The organism is Advenella alkanexedens, from assembly GCF_019132845.1.
In the GTDB taxonomy this organism is placed as follows: Bacteria; Pseudomonadota; Gammaproteobacteria; order Burkholderiales; family Burkholderiaceae_B; genus Advenella; species Advenella alkanexedens.
The window spans coordinates 56,851-69,907 of the sequence record NZ_JAHSPR010000011.1; the positions used below are offsets into that span (position 1 = coordinate 56,851).

The window sequence follows — 13,057 nt, forward strand, 5'->3', positions numbered from 1 at the left end:
TATCCTAAAACAGACGCAATAAAACCGCAGTCATGACGACATATCGGGCAAATTTGCCAATCGCCATGTAAAAAACACAGGGTAACAGACGCAACTTCATCCAGCCGGCGACACTGCATAAAGGATCGCCTACAATCGGCAACCAGGAAAACAACAAAGCCCAGGGCCCCATTTTTCTTAAATACACCGCCAATTTCCTGAAATGGGTTCCACCCAGTTTCTGTTGCCTGAGACGCCTTTGCTGCACACTTGCCGTTGTATTTTGCCCATCGGTGGCCTGATGCGTTTTTTTCCAGTGATCCACCCCTTTTTTAGCCCAATATCCCATATAGTAGGACACCACACCACCTATCGTATTGCCCGCTGTAGCCACCAAAACGGCTGCCCAGAACATATCAGGCGACAACTTGAGATAAGCGAATACCGCTGGCTCGGAGCCCAATGGCAACAAAGTTGCCGATACCAGGGCAATCAAAAAAATGGCCGGCAAACCTACTGTTGGCAAAGCCAATGTCATTAACAGCCATTGCACGGCCCCCATCATTTCATTTTCCATACTACCTTGTAACCCGCATCAATTTTTTATGATCCTGCCCGGATGAAAATCCAGAAAATTCAGAATATGCTGTGTTAATCTGTAATATATTGTTTGAATCCTATCTCCCCCAACATGTCCACAGATTATCTAAAACGTATTTTGACATCAAAAGTTTATGATGTCGCCACCGAGACCCCACTGGAACCCGCAAAACTGCTTTCTGCCCGAATCCAGAATACTATTTTGCTTAAACGTGAGGACACGCAATCCGTTTTCAGCTTCAAGATCCGGGGGGCCTATAACAAAATGGCCAATATATCCGCTGAAGCACGCGCTCATGGCGTGATTTGCGCATCGGCAGGCAACCATGCCCAGGGCGTTGCCCTCTCGGCCAAAAAACTGGGTTGCCGTGCCGTCATTGCCATGCCCACGTCAACACCCAAGGTCAAAATTGATGCGGTAAAACGTTTGGGTGGTGAGGTCGTCTTGCATGGCGACAGCTTTACCGATGCCTACGAGCATGCACTGATTCTCGAAAAAGAACAAAACCTCACCTTTGTCCATCCTTTTGATGACCCGTTTGTGATTGCCGGCCAAGGCACCATTGCCATGGAAATATTGCGCCAGCACCCCGGTTCCCTGGACGCCATTTTTGTCAGCATTGGCGGTGGCGGCCTGATTGCCGGCATTGCCGCCTATATCAAGCAATTGCGCCCCGAAATCAAAATCATCGGCGTTCAAACCGAAGATTCTGATGCCATGATTCGCAGTGTCCGGGCCGGTCGACGCGTTTCCCTGCCCGATGTCGGGCTGTTTTCCGATGGCACGGCTGTCAAACAGGTGGGCATTGAAACATTCCGGCTGGTCAAGGAATATGTGGATGACTTCATTGCCGTTGATACCGATGCCATTTGCGCGGCCCTGAAAGATGTGTTCCAGGACACCCGCAGCGTACTGGAACCGGCCGGCGCCCTGGCCCTGGCAGGTGCCAAACGTTATATTGCCGAACACAAATGGAAAAACAAAACCGTTGCGGTCATTACGTCCGGTGCCAACATGAACTTCGACCGCCTGCGTTTTGTGGCCGAACGTGCTGATGTCGGCGAGGCCAAGGAAGCCATTTTTGCCGTCACCATGCCCGAAGTCAAGGGCAGCTTCAAGCAATTGTGTACCGCGCTGGGCGCACGCAACGTGACCGAATTCAATTACCGGATTTCAGACGCCAATAAGGCCCACGTATTTGTGGGTGTCCAGATCAATTCACAGGAAGAGGCAGAAAAAGTGGCCGACCGGTTGCGCCGCAAGAAATTCGATGTCCTTGACCTGACCGCCGATGACCTGGCCAAATCACACCTGCGTTACATGGTGGGAGGGCATTCATCTCTGGCTGAAAACGAAGTGCTGTATCGCTTTGAATTCCCCGAACGGCCGGGGGCCTTGATGAAATTTCTTGACACCATGAATCCGGAATGGAATATCAGTCTGTTCCACTACCGCAATCAGGGTGCTGATTACGGTCGTGTTCTGGTCGGCATCCAGGTGCCGCCCGCAGACAAAAAAGCCTTCAGGGACTTCCTGTCAACCATTGGATATCCGTTCGTCAAGGAAACCGACAATCCCGCCTATAAACTGTTTTTATAAGCCTTTTTATAATCCGTTACCGCAACAAAAAACGGGGTCATTGAAGTTGCCCCGTTTTTTTTGTTCCACCAGTTAAAACTGACACACCGTAAAAACCGGCAAACCGCTATCCCGTATCAACCGGGAGCCACCCAGATCAGGCAAATCGATGATGGCAGCGGCCTCGACAACGTTGGCGCCCAAGCGCTGCAGCAAACGACTGGCGGCAACCATTGTGCCGCCTGTGGCAATCAGATCATCAACCAGCAAGACACGTTGCCCTGGCAATACGGCATCAGTGTGCATTTCGACACTGGCATTGCCGTATTCCAGCTTGTACTCTTCGGCCACGGTGTTAAAGGGCAATTTGCCACTTTTACGTACCGGTACAAAACCAAGATTCAGTTCATAGGCCAGCACGCTGCCAATAATGAACCCGCGTGCATCCACGCCCGCCACCAGATCCATACGCTGGCGCATGTAACGGTAAACAAAAATATCAATCAAGGCACGAAAACTTCGCGGATCCTGCAGCACAGGTGTAATATCCCGAAATGTAACGCCTTCCTTGGGCCAATCAGGCACACTTCGTATCGCATTACGAACAAGCTCATTGGGATCGGTCATCATGGTCTCTCAAGGTAAATGGATGAAATAACAAAAAAGAACAAAGACAGTGGGCGTGCCAGACCTTAGCTTGCCGCTGAAATGGTAACTGTCGAGGAGACGCGCTTGGCTTTTTCTCGCGCCTGCCGCACATCTGCCGCTGTTGCCAGGGCCACACCCATGCGCCGCTTCACAAAAGATTCAGGCTTGCCAAACAGACGGATATCGGTTCCCTCTTCGGCCAATGCTTGCGCCACATTGGCAATTGTCACGGCCTTGGCCTGAACGCCACCATAAATTACACTGCTTGCTCCCGGTTGACGCAATGTCGTATTGACCGGCAAACCCAACAAGGCACGGGCATGCAATTCAAACTCACTTTGCTCCTGGCTGATCATGGTTACCATGCCGGTATCATGCGGGCGTGGACTGACCTCGGAAAACCAGACCTGATCTCCCGCCACAAACAATTCCACGCCGAATACACCCATGCCCCCCAGACTGCCTGTCACGGTTTTCGCAATCTCCCGGGCCTTTTCAAGTGCTTTCGGACTCATGACATGCGGTTGCCAGCTTTCAATATAATCACCATCAAGCTGCTGGTGACCAATTGGCTCACAGAAAGCGGTCTGGATCTGTCCGCTGTGAGGATCACGATAGCGCACGGTTAACAGGGTTATCTCATAATCGAAATTGATGAATCCTTCCACAATCACCCTGCCCTTGCCCGTACGTCCTCCTTCCTGGGCATACGTCCATGATTTTTCCAGATCAGCGGCAGACTTGAGCACCGACTGCCCCTTGCCTGACGAGGACATGACCGGCTTGATCACACAAGGGTAACCAATGTCACTATCGATAGCTTGCCTGAGCGCATCGAGGGAGTCGACAAACTGATAGGGTGACACCGGCAAACCCAGGGTTTCAGCCGCCAGCCTGCGGATCCCTTCACGGTTCATGGTGAGTTGGGCTGCCCGCGCAGTGGGAATGACCCTTGCCACACCCTCATCTTCCAGTTCAACCAGCAGATCGGTGGCAATAGCTTCAATTTCGGGAACGATGACATCCGGCTGTTCAGCCAGTATGACACGCCTTAACGCTTCCTTGTCGGTCATGGAGACCACATGCGAGCGATGGGCCACCTGATGGGCAGGTGCATTTTCATAGCGATCAACGGCGACCACCTCTACACCAAGCCGTTGCAAGGCAATTGTCACCTCTTTGCCCAACTCTCCGGAGCCCAACAACATGACCTTGAGGGCCACTCCTGACAAGGGGGTCCCAAACAGAGGAACTGACGAGTCTTCCATAATCCACAACTCTTAAAAAATTAATATATTAGCGACTGATTTTCACCACATTATAGGGCCATGCCTGAATGGAATACGGTTTTTTCCATGAAATTCGCAAATCCATGTTTTAGTATTCCCGATATGATTAAAATCACGTGATGATGAAGAATATTGAATACACTCCCGAAAAGGCCCTAAGCTCAGGACGCCGCACCATTCAGGCCGAAGCACAGGCGCTGATGGACCTTCACGACCGTCTTGACAACAGCTTCAGCAATGCCATCGCCCTACTCCTGGCTTGCCAGGGGCGTGTGGTTGTCATGGGCCTGGGTAAGTCCGGGCATATCGGCCGCAAGATTTCCGCCACGCTGGCCTCTACCGGGACACCCAGTTTTTTCGTTCATTCCGGAGAAGCCGTTCACGGTGACCTGGGCATGGTCACTGGCAGGGATATTGTGATTGCCATTTCCTATTCCGGCAACTCCAACGAACTGTCTACCGTATTGCCTGTTGTACGCAGACTGGGCACCAAGGTAATTGCCATTTGCGGCCACCCCCAATCCGACCTGGCCAAATTATGTGATGTGTTTCTGGATGCCAGCATCCAGAAAGAAGCCTGCCCCCTGAACCTGGCTCCCACCACCAGCACAACAGTTGCCTTGGCCCTGGGAGACGCACTGGCCGTCACCTGCCTTGAAGCCCGTAATTTTGGCGAATCCGATTTTGCCCGCTCCCACCCGGGAGGTGCCCTGGGCCGCCGCCTGCTAACATATGTCAGGGATGTCATGCGACAGGGTGATGACCTGCCACTGGTATCTCCGGACATCCCCTTGCCGCAGGCCCTGAAAGAAATGTCTCTCAAACGCATGGGCATGACCGCGGTTGTCAATGACAACAATGAGCCCGTTGGTATTTTTACCGATGGTGACCTGCGCCGCCTGATTGTCCGCCATGGCGACATCCGTCATTTCACCATGCATGAGGTCATGACCTCCAACCCGAAAAGCATTGCGCCCGACGAACTTGCCGTCGAAGCCGCATCACTGATGGAAAAAAACAAACTCAGCCATATGCTGGTCGTTGACAAACAGGGTACCCTGGTGGGTGCCATGCACATGCACGACCTGATGGTTGCAAAGGTTATTTAAAGGCTTATGAAACCCACTTTATCCATTCCCCATCCCGCCGAATCCCTGGTACTTTCCAAAGTACCTGCGCATATTCGTGAAATAGCAACCACCATCAAACTGGTCGCCTTTGATGTTGACGGCGTGCTAACCGATGGCAGCCTGTGGTACGGCGAAAACGGTGAACAGCTGAAACGTTTTCATTCCCTTGATGGCCACGGCCTTAAAATGTTGCAGCAAAGCGGGATTATTGTTGCTCTGGTTACCGGGCGCGAAGGCCTCATTGTCCCACGTCGCGCGGCAGAACTGGGCATCGGCGAGCTGTATCAGAATGTACGGGATAAAAGTCAGCTGATCGAGGAACTGGCCAGCCGTCATGGCCTGGGGCTGGAACAAATTGCCTTTATGGGTGATGACATCATCGACTTGCCCGCCATGCACAAGTGCGGCCTGTCAGTCAGTGTCCCGAACGCCCCGTCATACATTACCCAGGCAGCCAAATGGGTAACCTCATTGCCAGGCGGCTCTGGCGCGGCAAGAGAGTGTTGCGATATGATCCTGGCATCCCAGGGTGCTTTAAGCCAGTACCTGCACTCAACCCGCCTGACCGGACCCGTCATCCAATAAGACATGAAAGAACGCCTGCCAGCCCTGATTGCCCTGTTCATGCTGCTCTGCCTGGTGATTACCACCTGGTGGGCGGCCGATTATGCGCAGCGGTCAATTCCACTGGACCCGCCCGCCCGCATCTCGCATGAACCCGACGCCTGGTCGGGCCACTTCATCATGCTCAGTTCCGACCCAAACGGCGTTCCCCAAAACCGCCTCGAGGGAGACGCCATGCAGCATTTCCCCCATAATGATTCGTATGAAATTGTCAACGCCGTTTCTACCGGACAGCGCCCAGGCTCTGCAATCACCACCGGACGGGCAGACCATGCCACCATGTTCAATAACGATAAAACCATCCTGATGCGGGGCAATGCCCATTTACACCGCTTTCCGTCTGACGATACTTCAGCCCTGGATATCACCAGCAGTGAACTGATTATCTACCCAGAGAAAGATATTATCGAGACAGACAAGCCTGCTACGGTCATCCAGGGAAATTCCCGCATGAATGGCAAGGGAATGACCTACAATAACAAAACCCGCGAGCTGGAGGTTTATGCCAATACCGATGTTTCCATCTCAAGCAAAGACCTGCCCTCCAAATCGTCAAATACCGACCAAGCTCCTGAAGAGAATACCCGGCCATGAAACCGTTATTGATAAAACTGATCTTCCCCTTGCTCATTTTGAATACGCCAGTACTGGCACAAACCACCACGCCTGCCGCCAGCGCACAGGCCGAACCGGAAACCCTGGTCCTGTCCGACACCCTGAGTTACGATGATAAAACCAAAACCAGCATTTTCAATGGCAATGTCATTCTTACCCGTGGCCCAATGAGGCTAACGGCCGACACCCTGAAAATCCAGGAAGATGCCCAGGGCTTTCAGCATGGTTTCGCCACCGTCAACAGTGGTAAGGTACACATCTTTGAAGAGCGCCCGGAAACCTATGAAACCATTCGCTCGGAAGGTGATCGCGCCGAATATAACGGTAAAGACGACACCGTCAAAATGATCGGCCATGCCATTGTCAACCGTTATATTTGCGGTCAATTAATCGACACCGTCAGGGGCGAGGTGGTGATCTATAACAACAGGAACAATACCTATGCCGCCCAGGGCGGCCCACAGGGCGTCGAACCAGGCAGGGTACGTTCCGTTGTGAAACCCCAATCGGCAGCCAACGAGGCTACCGAGGCCTGCCGCAAACAATACAATAACAAACCCATGCCCAGCACATTTAACTGAATCTTTTTTTCTGCATGAACACATCCGCCAGCTCCAGCCTGAATACTCTTTCCTCCAGCGACAAAGGCCTGCTCCAGGCAATTGGCCTGCGTAAAACCTATGGTGGCAGAACGGTTGTCCAGGATGTTTCCCTGTCCGTATCAAGCGGAGAGGTTGTCGGCTTGCTGGGTCCTAACGGTGCAGGCAAAACCACCAGTTTCTACATGATTGTCGGTCTGGTACCCGCTGATTTCGGACGTATCGAAATTGACGAAAAAAACATTACCGGCCTGCCCATTCATCAACGGGCCAGAATAGGCCTGTCCTATCTGCCCCAGGATGCTTCGGTTTTCCGTCGTCTGACCGTAGAGGAAAACATCAAGGCCGTGCTCGAATTGCAATATGACCCCGAAACCGGCAAACCCCTTAACCGGACACAGGTTAAAGAACAGCTGGAAAATCTTCTGGTTGAATTGCAAATTACCCATATCCGCAATAATGCCGCCCTTTCCCTGTCAGGCGGTGAGCGTCGTCGGGTGGAAATTGCCAGGGCCCTGGCTACCCACCCGCGTTTTATTTTGCTTGATGAGCCCTTTGCCGGCGTGGATCCCATCGCCGTCATTGAAATCCAGCGCATCATCCGCTTCCTGAAAAACCGCAATATCGGTGTCCTGATTACCGATCATAATGTCCGTGAAACACTGGGCATCTGTGATCGGGCCTATATTATCAGCGAAGGCAAAGTACTCACCGATGGCGCTCCGGCAACCATCATCCAGGATCCGGAAGTGCGCAAGGTTTATCTGGGTGAGCACTTCAAAATGTAAATGTGAAATGTTTGATTTAAGGCACTTGCTTTAAAAAAAATAATCTATAAACTAGAGATGTGACTAACTTAAAGTGAGAGGGATCTTCTAAAAACTCAAGTGCCTTAAGTTTTTCCGCGCATGCACAATGCGGTTTAAATTATTCAATGGAGCAATTATATGAATATAAGTATCAGCGGCCATCATTTAGAAATCACGCCAGCCATCAAAGAATATGTCGAAAGCAAAATCGGACGAGTCCTCAAACATTTTGACCATGTGATTGATGCCCAGGTTATCCTTTCACTTGAGCCACTTAAACATATCGCCGAGATTACCCTGCGTGTTCCTGGCAAAGATATTCACTGCTCAGCCGAAGAAGAAAACCTTTATGCTGCCATTGACCTTCTGAGTGATAAGGCAGACCGCCTGGTCATCAAACACAAATCCAAACTGCAAGATCATTCAAATGACTCAACAAAACGCATGACTGTCGCGTAAACTTATTGCAATATCAATACCTTGCAACTACCCAGCCATCAGGCTGGGTTTTTAGTGCAAAAAAACAGATTAAAGAAATTGCTACTTTCTGCAAGATAATCATATAATCCGATGTATGAATCTATTAACGCAAATTTTAACCCCCGAAAATACGCTTCTTGACGTTAACGCAACCAGCAAGAAGCGGGCATTTGAACAAGCCGCCCTGTTATTTGAAAACAATCAAGGTATTGCACGCTCGGTTGTTTTCGACAGCCTGTTTTCTCGAGAAAGATTAGGGTCTACCGCGCTTGGACACGGTGTTGCCGTCCCACACGGACGTATTTCAAAACTAAAGCAGGCAACCGCTGCATTCATGCGGCTGGCCAACCCCATTCCCTTCGACTCCCCCGACGGACAGAATGTTCAGTTGCTGATCATTCTGCTCGTTCCCGAAAGTGCCACCCAGCAGCATCTGGAAATTCTGGCAGAGGTCGCCCGCATACTGTCCAATGACACGATTCGTCATCAACTGCTGTCTGAGAACGATCCTGCAAAAATTTATGATCTGCTGACACAATCGTCCTGAATATGGCTATGTTAAGCATCCAAGAACTTGTCGACGAGAACACTGAAACGCTGGGTCTGACCTGGATTGCAGGCATGGATGCCGGTAACCGGCAACTGCCTGAATCCAACACTGCCGCCGCCGACCTGCTTGGACACCTTAATGTTGTTCATCCTTCCCGCATACAGGTTTTTGGGAAGGAAGAGCTGGTTTTCTACAAAAAACTCAAAGAAATCTCAAGGGAAAAACTGCTGATTGAGCTGGCTGAAGGAGGCGTGCCTGCTGTCATTATTGCAGAAGGCCTTGAAACCCCCGTTGAGCTGACCACCTTTTGCTCCCAAAATAAAATCCCGCTGCTTTCCAGCCAGCATGACGCCGCCCATCTTATTGATGTCCTGCGTATTTATCTTGGCAAGCGTTTTGCCCCCACCACAACCGTTCATGGCGTTTTCATGGATGTCCTGGGCATGGGTGTGTTAATTACCGGGGAATCAGGCCTGGGTAAAAGTGAGCTGGCACTCGAGCTCATTTCCCGTGGTCATGGCCTGGTTGCCGATGATGCCGTCGAATTTTCACGCACCAACCCCACCATGATAGAAGGGCAATGCCCCGATCTGTTACGTAACCTGCTTGAAGTAAGGGGGCTTGGCCTGCTGGATATCCGTACCATTTTTGGTGAAACGGCAGTACGACGCAAAATGCGACTCAAACTGATCGTGCACCTGGTACGTGCCAACAGTGAAAAATTTGAACGCCTGCCCATTCAGGATCAAACCCAGGAGCTGCTGGGTCTGCCCATCCGTCGTGTCATGCTGCAAGTGGCTGCCGGCCGCAATCTGGCTGTTCTGGTCGAGGCAGCGGCACGCAATACCATCCTCAAACTAAGAGGGATAGATACGCTGGGTGAGTTCATGGAAAGACAGGCACAGGCCATTATGGAAAACAGCAATCTCCAGTAACAGAAAACGGGCAAATGTTATCAATTCATACATTTTTCAATCCTGATTGTAAATGTAATAAATTTTGATTATCCTGTATGAAGTTCAAACAATTGATTTCATACAAAAAAATGTTTCATGTCGTTCTTATTACCGGTATTTCCGGTTCGGGCAAATCAGTGGCCATTCGCCAGCTTGAAGACCAAGGCTATACCTGCATTGACAATCTCCCCGTTAAATTCCTGCATGAATTGATCGCCAGTGCACGCGAAGATGGCCTGGAAAAAATAGCGGTTGCAATTGATGTCCGTTCACCTGGCGAATTGGCCAACCTGCCTGATGTCATTAGCGCAATACGCGCCATGGGCACTCCCCTGCAGGTCATATTTCTCGAAGCCGATGACCGCACATTGAAACAGCGCTACTCCGAATCCCGCCGCAGGCATCCGCTGGCCTACCGACTGCAGCTGAAAAACGGCATCGCCCCTTCACTGGGAGAATGTATTTCCCATGAACGCGAACTGCTCGCCCCTTTGCGCGATCACGAGCAAGTGATTGACACTTCCGACTTGCCCCCGATCCAACTAAGGGCCTGGATCAAGGATTTGGTCGTACACGATAACAACAATGTGTTACTGACTTTTGAATCTTTTGCATTTAAAAAGGGGGTTCCGAGTGACGCAGACCTGGTTTTTGATGTAAGATTCCTACCTAATCCTCATTACGACAAGGACTTACGTCCCCTTACCGGTCGTGATGAGCCCGTAGCAACATGGCTATCTCAATTTGATAGCGTGTCTGAAATCATTAACGATATCACTGCATACATCCAGAAATGGTTACCCTATTACATGCAGGATACGCGTAGTTACCTTACCGTCGCCATAGGTTGTACCGGCGGACAGCATCGATCTGTATACGTAGCAGAAGAACTGGCCAAACGCTTTAGTTCACATCGACCCATACGCGTTCGACATCGTTCACAAGTACCAAAGAACCTTACATGAAGACTCTAAAGCATCAACCCCTTTTCCTGGCCTTATGTGTGACATTTTTATCATATAGCACCCATGCCAGTACCAGTGAAAAAGAACATCCGACAGATGTCATTGAAGCCAAAGAAATTACGCAACCTGCCCCTGTCAAAGAACTAAAAGCCGGCAGTTTCAGAATTACGGCCAATGGCATTTTTCCGGAAAGCAGCTATGACAGGGCTTATGGTGAAAACCTGCGCAGCCTGGATACTGCAGAAACTGATGCAGTCACAGAAAGCCAGCCAGAGGAAACCACGCCAGCACCTGGCCCCCGCTTCAAGGCCCAGCCGTCACACCGCAGCCATGCCCGTGCCTATACCGTCAAAGGCAAACGTTATGTACCATTTGCCAATAATATTACCGATTTTTCCGAGGTTGGCAATGCCTCATGGTACGGCCCCGGCTTTCATGGCAAACGCACGGCCAATGGCGAAAAATTCAACCAGAACTTAATGACCGCCGCTCATAAAGAATTACCCTTGAACAGTGTGGTCAAGGTTACCCGGGTCTCTACCGGTAAAAGCATTATGGTCAGGATCAATGATCGCGGCCCTTTCCATGGCAATCGCATTATTGACCTGTCTTTTGGTGCAGCAAAAAAACTGGGCATCGTGAATAAAGGCAGCGATAAAGTCAAGGTTGAGCTTATCAAGAACAACGCCAAGGGCAAAAAAACCGGCAAAACCATGCTTTAAGCATTTTTCAGCTCAAGCGCGCGTGAATACACCACATCACGCGCCAGTCCGGTTAGCTGGGTGGCAATCTTCACGCTGTCTTTAACCGACACCGTTTCCAGCAATACTTTCAGGAGTTCATTCGCCCTGCCCATCAACTCGTCCTCATCCGCTTTGGGCGCGGCATCAAGAATCAGCACGAACTCTCCGAGCTGACGATGGGCATCTTGCATAAACCACTCTTCAAGCTCACCAATGGGCAGGGTGACAATTTGCTCAAAGCGTTTGGTTAATTCGCGGGCCACGGTTAACTGGCGATCGGCCCCGCACACCAATAGCAAATCACGGCAAAAAGCCTGAATCCGGTGTGGTGATTCAAACATGACCACCGGTGCATCCATACCCCCCCATTTACGCAGCCATTGTTGCCTGGCCGCCGATTTTTGTGGCACAAACCCGGCAAAGGCAAAAGTCGGATTTTCATCACTGCTTACGCCACTGCCCATGAGTGCGGTAATCACTGCGGATGCCCCTGGAATGGGTCGGATCAATAGACCCTGCTGCCTGACCTCGCGAACGATACGCCCGCCAGGGTCACTGACAGCCGGCGCACCGGCATCCGAAACCAGGGCCACTCGCTTGCCTTCCTGCAAGAGCCGGATAATATCCTGCGCTGCCCGCGCTTCATTATGGCGATGCGCAGCCATCAGGGGGGTCGTGATTCCCCATGCATTCAACAACACCCGGGAAGAGCGCGTATCTTCAGCGGCAATCACATCCGCATGACTCAGGGCAAAAATCGCACGGGGACTGATGTCTGCCAGATTGCCAATAGGCGTTGCCACCACATACAAGCAGGCTTGTGGCCAGCTTTGCTGCTCCAGATCTGCCATTACCTTTTTCCACACTGTATAAAAAGGTCCCTCTTCTATCGCCATAATGCTCTCTTTTTGTAAAAATCTTTGTCATGTAAACGTAAGCAACATTATCGCTGATCACTTCCTGTGCCAGCGTAAAAAAAACACTTTTCATACAAAATGACCAACACCCCTGACCGTACCGTTTTTGAGCTGGCGCTGGCTGCACAGCAAAAGCGGGCAAAAAACCGCCAATCGCGCCAGGCAACCACCCGCAAACCTTTTTATGCACATAAATTATCGGCCCGGCAAGCCACGGGACTGCAGGCAGAACAGCAAGCCATTGAATATCTTGAAAAACAGGGCCTGACAATACTGGCGCAAAACCTGGCTTGCCGGTTTGGCGAAATTGATGCCGTTATGGTGGATGGCCAGGTACTGGTATTTATAGAAATCAAGCTGCGCAACAGCCAACAGTTCGGTGGTGCTGCTGCCAGCATAACTGCTGCCAAACAAAAACGCCTGAGAGCCAGTGCCGCATTTTATTTACCCCTGCTCAGCCACCGATACTTCGGAGGCAAAACCCCGGCATGCCGATTTGATGCCATTTGCCTGGATCACGGGCAGATAGACTGGATCAGGCATGCATTTTGAGCCATAACACGTTCAACCTGAT

The 13,057-nt window shown here is 51.0% G+C and carries 16 protein-coding genes; 12 read left to right on the forward strand and 4 right to left on the reverse strand.

Translation table 11 applies throughout. From position 1 onward, the window contains the following. Positions 1–4 precede the first annotated feature (4 nt). Positions 5–556 (reverse strand): YqaA family protein, encoded by a 552-nt coding sequence (locus KU392_RS12650; protein WP_169293262.1) that lies wholly within the window; start codon positions 554–556, stop codon positions 5–7. 114 nt (positions 557–670) lie between these two features. Here KU392_RS12650 and ilvA point away from each other — a divergent pair, with 114 nt between their 5' ends. Further along, positions 671–2,179: a threonine ammonia-lyase, biosynthetic gene (gene ilvA / locus KU392_RS12655; RefSeq protein ID WP_169293261.1), complete on the forward strand. Its 1,509-nt coding sequence runs from the start codon at positions 671–673 to the stop codon at positions 2,177–2,179. Positions 2,180–2,251: 72 nt separating this feature from the next. On the opposite strand, the gene KU392_RS12660 is transcribed toward ilvA, so the two are convergent. Continuing rightward, complete coding sequence (locus tag KU392_RS12660; RefSeq protein ID WP_169293260.1) at positions 2,252–2,788, reverse strand: adenine phosphoribosyltransferase; 537 nt, start codon at positions 2,786–2,788, stop codon at positions 2,252–2,254. Between the two features lie 62 nt (positions 2,789–2,850). Further along, on the reverse strand, positions 2,851–4,074 hold the full coding sequence (purT, locus tag KU392_RS12665) for a formate-dependent phosphoribosylglycinamide formyltransferase (RefSeq protein WP_169293259.1): 1,224 nt from the start codon (positions 4,072–4,074) through the stop codon (positions 2,851–2,853). A 140-nt stretch (positions 4,075–4,214) separates the two neighbouring features. Between purT and KU392_RS12670 the strand changes: the two genes are divergently transcribed. The 10 genes from KU392_RS12670 (at position 4,215) to KU392_RS12715 (ending at position 11,545) form a co-directional block, all read left to right on the forward strand. Continuing rightward, positions 4,215–5,204, forward strand: a complete 990-nt coding sequence (locus KU392_RS12670) for a KpsF/GutQ family sugar-phosphate isomerase (protein ID WP_217735482.1) — start codon at positions 4,215–4,217, stop codon at positions 5,202–5,204. Positions 5,205–5,210: 6 nt separating this feature from the next. Beyond that, positions 5,211–5,810 (forward strand): KdsC family phosphatase, encoded by a 600-nt coding sequence (locus tag KU392_RS12675; protein ID WP_217735483.1) that lies wholly within the window; start codon positions 5,211–5,213, stop codon positions 5,808–5,810. Between the two features lie 3 nt (positions 5,811–5,813). Continuing rightward, complete coding sequence (lptC, locus tag KU392_RS12680) at positions 5,814–6,443, forward strand: LPS export ABC transporter periplasmic protein LptC (RefSeq protein ID WP_169293256.1); 630 nt, start codon at positions 5,814–5,816, stop codon at positions 6,441–6,443. Then, positions 6,440–7,045, forward strand: coding sequence for a lipopolysaccharide transport periplasmic protein LptA (lptA, locus tag KU392_RS12685; protein ID WP_169293255.1), 606 nt, complete (start codon positions 6,440–6,442; stop codon positions 7,043–7,045). The genes lptC and lptA overlap by 4 nt, the downstream gene beginning before the upstream one ends. A gap of 14 nt (positions 7,046–7,059) precedes the next feature. Continuing rightward, positions 7,060–7,851 (forward strand): LPS export ABC transporter ATP-binding protein, encoded by a 792-nt coding sequence (gene lptB / locus KU392_RS12690; RefSeq protein WP_217735484.1) that lies wholly within the window; start codon positions 7,060–7,062, stop codon positions 7,849–7,851. A 159-nt stretch (positions 7,852–8,010) separates the two neighbouring features. Then, positions 8,011–8,331: a ribosome hibernation-promoting factor, HPF/YfiA family gene (gene hpf / locus KU392_RS12695; RefSeq protein WP_169293253.1), complete on the forward strand. Its 321-nt coding sequence runs from the start codon at positions 8,011–8,013 to the stop codon at positions 8,329–8,331. 115 nt (positions 8,332–8,446) lie between these two features. Continuing rightward, positions 8,447–8,899, forward strand: coding sequence for a PTS IIA-like nitrogen regulatory protein PtsN (gene ptsN, locus KU392_RS12700; protein ID WP_169293252.1), 453 nt, complete (start codon positions 8,447–8,449; stop codon positions 8,897–8,899). A gap of 8 nt (positions 8,900–8,907) precedes the next feature. Further along, entirely contained in the window at positions 8,908–9,837 is a 930-nt protein-coding gene (hprK, locus tag KU392_RS12705; RefSeq protein ID WP_169293251.1) for an HPr(Ser) kinase/phosphatase, read from the forward strand. Positions 9,838–9,947: 110 nt separating this feature from the next. Beyond that, the gene (gene rapZ / locus KU392_RS12710; protein ID WP_169293327.1) at positions 9,948–10,823 is read left to right on the forward strand and encodes an RNase adapter RapZ; all 876 of its coding nucleotides are present in this window, start codon (positions 9,948–9,950) and stop codon (positions 10,821–10,823) included. Continuing rightward, positions 10,820–11,545 (forward strand): septal ring lytic transglycosylase RlpA family protein, encoded by a 726-nt coding sequence (locus KU392_RS12715; protein ID WP_217735485.1) that lies wholly within the window; start codon positions 10,820–10,822, stop codon positions 11,543–11,545. The genes rapZ and KU392_RS12715 overlap by 4 nt, the downstream gene beginning before the upstream one ends. Here the strand turns inward: KU392_RS12715 and rsmI are convergent. Continuing rightward, the gene (gene rsmI / locus KU392_RS12720; RefSeq protein ID WP_246587472.1) at positions 11,542–12,417 is read right to left on the reverse strand and encodes a 16S rRNA (cytidine(1402)-2'-O)-methyltransferase; all 876 of its coding nucleotides are present in this window, start codon (positions 12,415–12,417) and stop codon (positions 11,542–11,544) included. The genes KU392_RS12715 and rsmI overlap by 4 nt on opposite strands. Positions 12,418–12,561: 144 nt before the next feature. On the opposite strand from rsmI, the gene KU392_RS12725 reads away from it, so the two are divergent. Next, positions 12,562–13,035 carry a YraN family protein gene (locus KU392_RS12725; RefSeq protein WP_169293249.1) on the forward strand — a complete coding sequence of 158 codons (474 nt, stop codon included), beginning with the start codon at positions 12,562–12,564 and terminating at the stop codon, positions 13,033–13,035. Positions 13,036–13,057: the final 22 nt, after the last annotated feature.

Excerpts from the sequence above, each read along its gene's own strand:
- KU392_RS12725 (WP_169293249.1), top strand. The coding sequence starts at position 12,562 with ATGACCAACACCCCTGACCGTACCGTTTTTGAGCTGGCGCTGGCTGCA.
- ptsN (WP_169293252.1), top strand. The coding sequence starts at position 8,447 with ATGAATCTATTAACGCAAATTTTAACCCCCGAAAATACGCTTCTTGAC.
- KU392_RS12650 (WP_169293262.1), bottom strand. The coding sequence starts at position 556 with ATGGAAAATGAAATGATGGGGGCCGTGCAATGGCTGTTAATGACATTG.
- rsmI (WP_246587472.1), bottom strand. The coding sequence starts at position 12,417 with ATGGCAGATCTGGAGCAGCAAAGCTGGCCACAAGCCTGCTTGTATGTG.
- KU392_RS12675 (WP_217735483.1), top strand. The coding sequence starts at position 5,211 with ATGAAACCCACTTTATCCATTCCCCATCCCGCCGAATCCCTGGTACTT.
- hprK (WP_169293251.1), top strand. The coding sequence starts at position 8,908 with ATGTTAAGCATCCAAGAACTTGTCGACGAGAACACTGAAACGCTGGGT.
- KU392_RS12715 (WP_217735485.1), top strand. The coding sequence starts at position 10,820 with ATGAAGACTCTAAAGCATCAACCCCTTTTCCTGGCCTTATGTGTGACA.
- ilvA (WP_169293261.1), top strand. The coding sequence starts at position 671 with ATGTCCACAGATTATCTAAAACGTATTTTGACATCAAAAGTTTATGAT.
- KU392_RS12670 (WP_217735482.1), top strand. The coding sequence starts at position 4,215 with ATGATGAAGAATATTGAATACACTCCCGAAAAGGCCCTAAGCTCAGGA.
- hpf (WP_169293253.1), top strand. The coding sequence starts at position 8,011 with ATGAATATAAGTATCAGCGGCCATCATTTAGAAATCACGCCAGCCATC.
- KU392_RS12660 (WP_169293260.1), bottom strand. The coding sequence starts at position 2,788 with ATGATGACCGATCCCAATGAGCTTGTTCGTAATGCGATACGAAGTGTG.
- lptC (WP_169293256.1), top strand. The coding sequence starts at position 5,814 with ATGAAAGAACGCCTGCCAGCCCTGATTGCCCTGTTCATGCTGCTCTGC.
- rapZ (WP_169293327.1), top strand. The coding sequence starts at position 9,948 with ATGTTTCATGTCGTTCTTATTACCGGTATTTCCGGTTCGGGCAAATCA.
- purT (WP_169293259.1), bottom strand. The coding sequence starts at position 4,074 with ATGGAAGACTCGTCAGTTCCTCTGTTTGGGACCCCCTTGTCAGGAGTG.
- lptB (WP_217735484.1), top strand. The coding sequence starts at position 7,060 with ATGAACACATCCGCCAGCTCCAGCCTGAATACTCTTTCCTCCAGCGAC.
- lptA (WP_169293255.1), top strand. The coding sequence starts at position 6,440 with ATGAAACCGTTATTGATAAAACTGATCTTCCCCTTGCTCATTTTGAAT.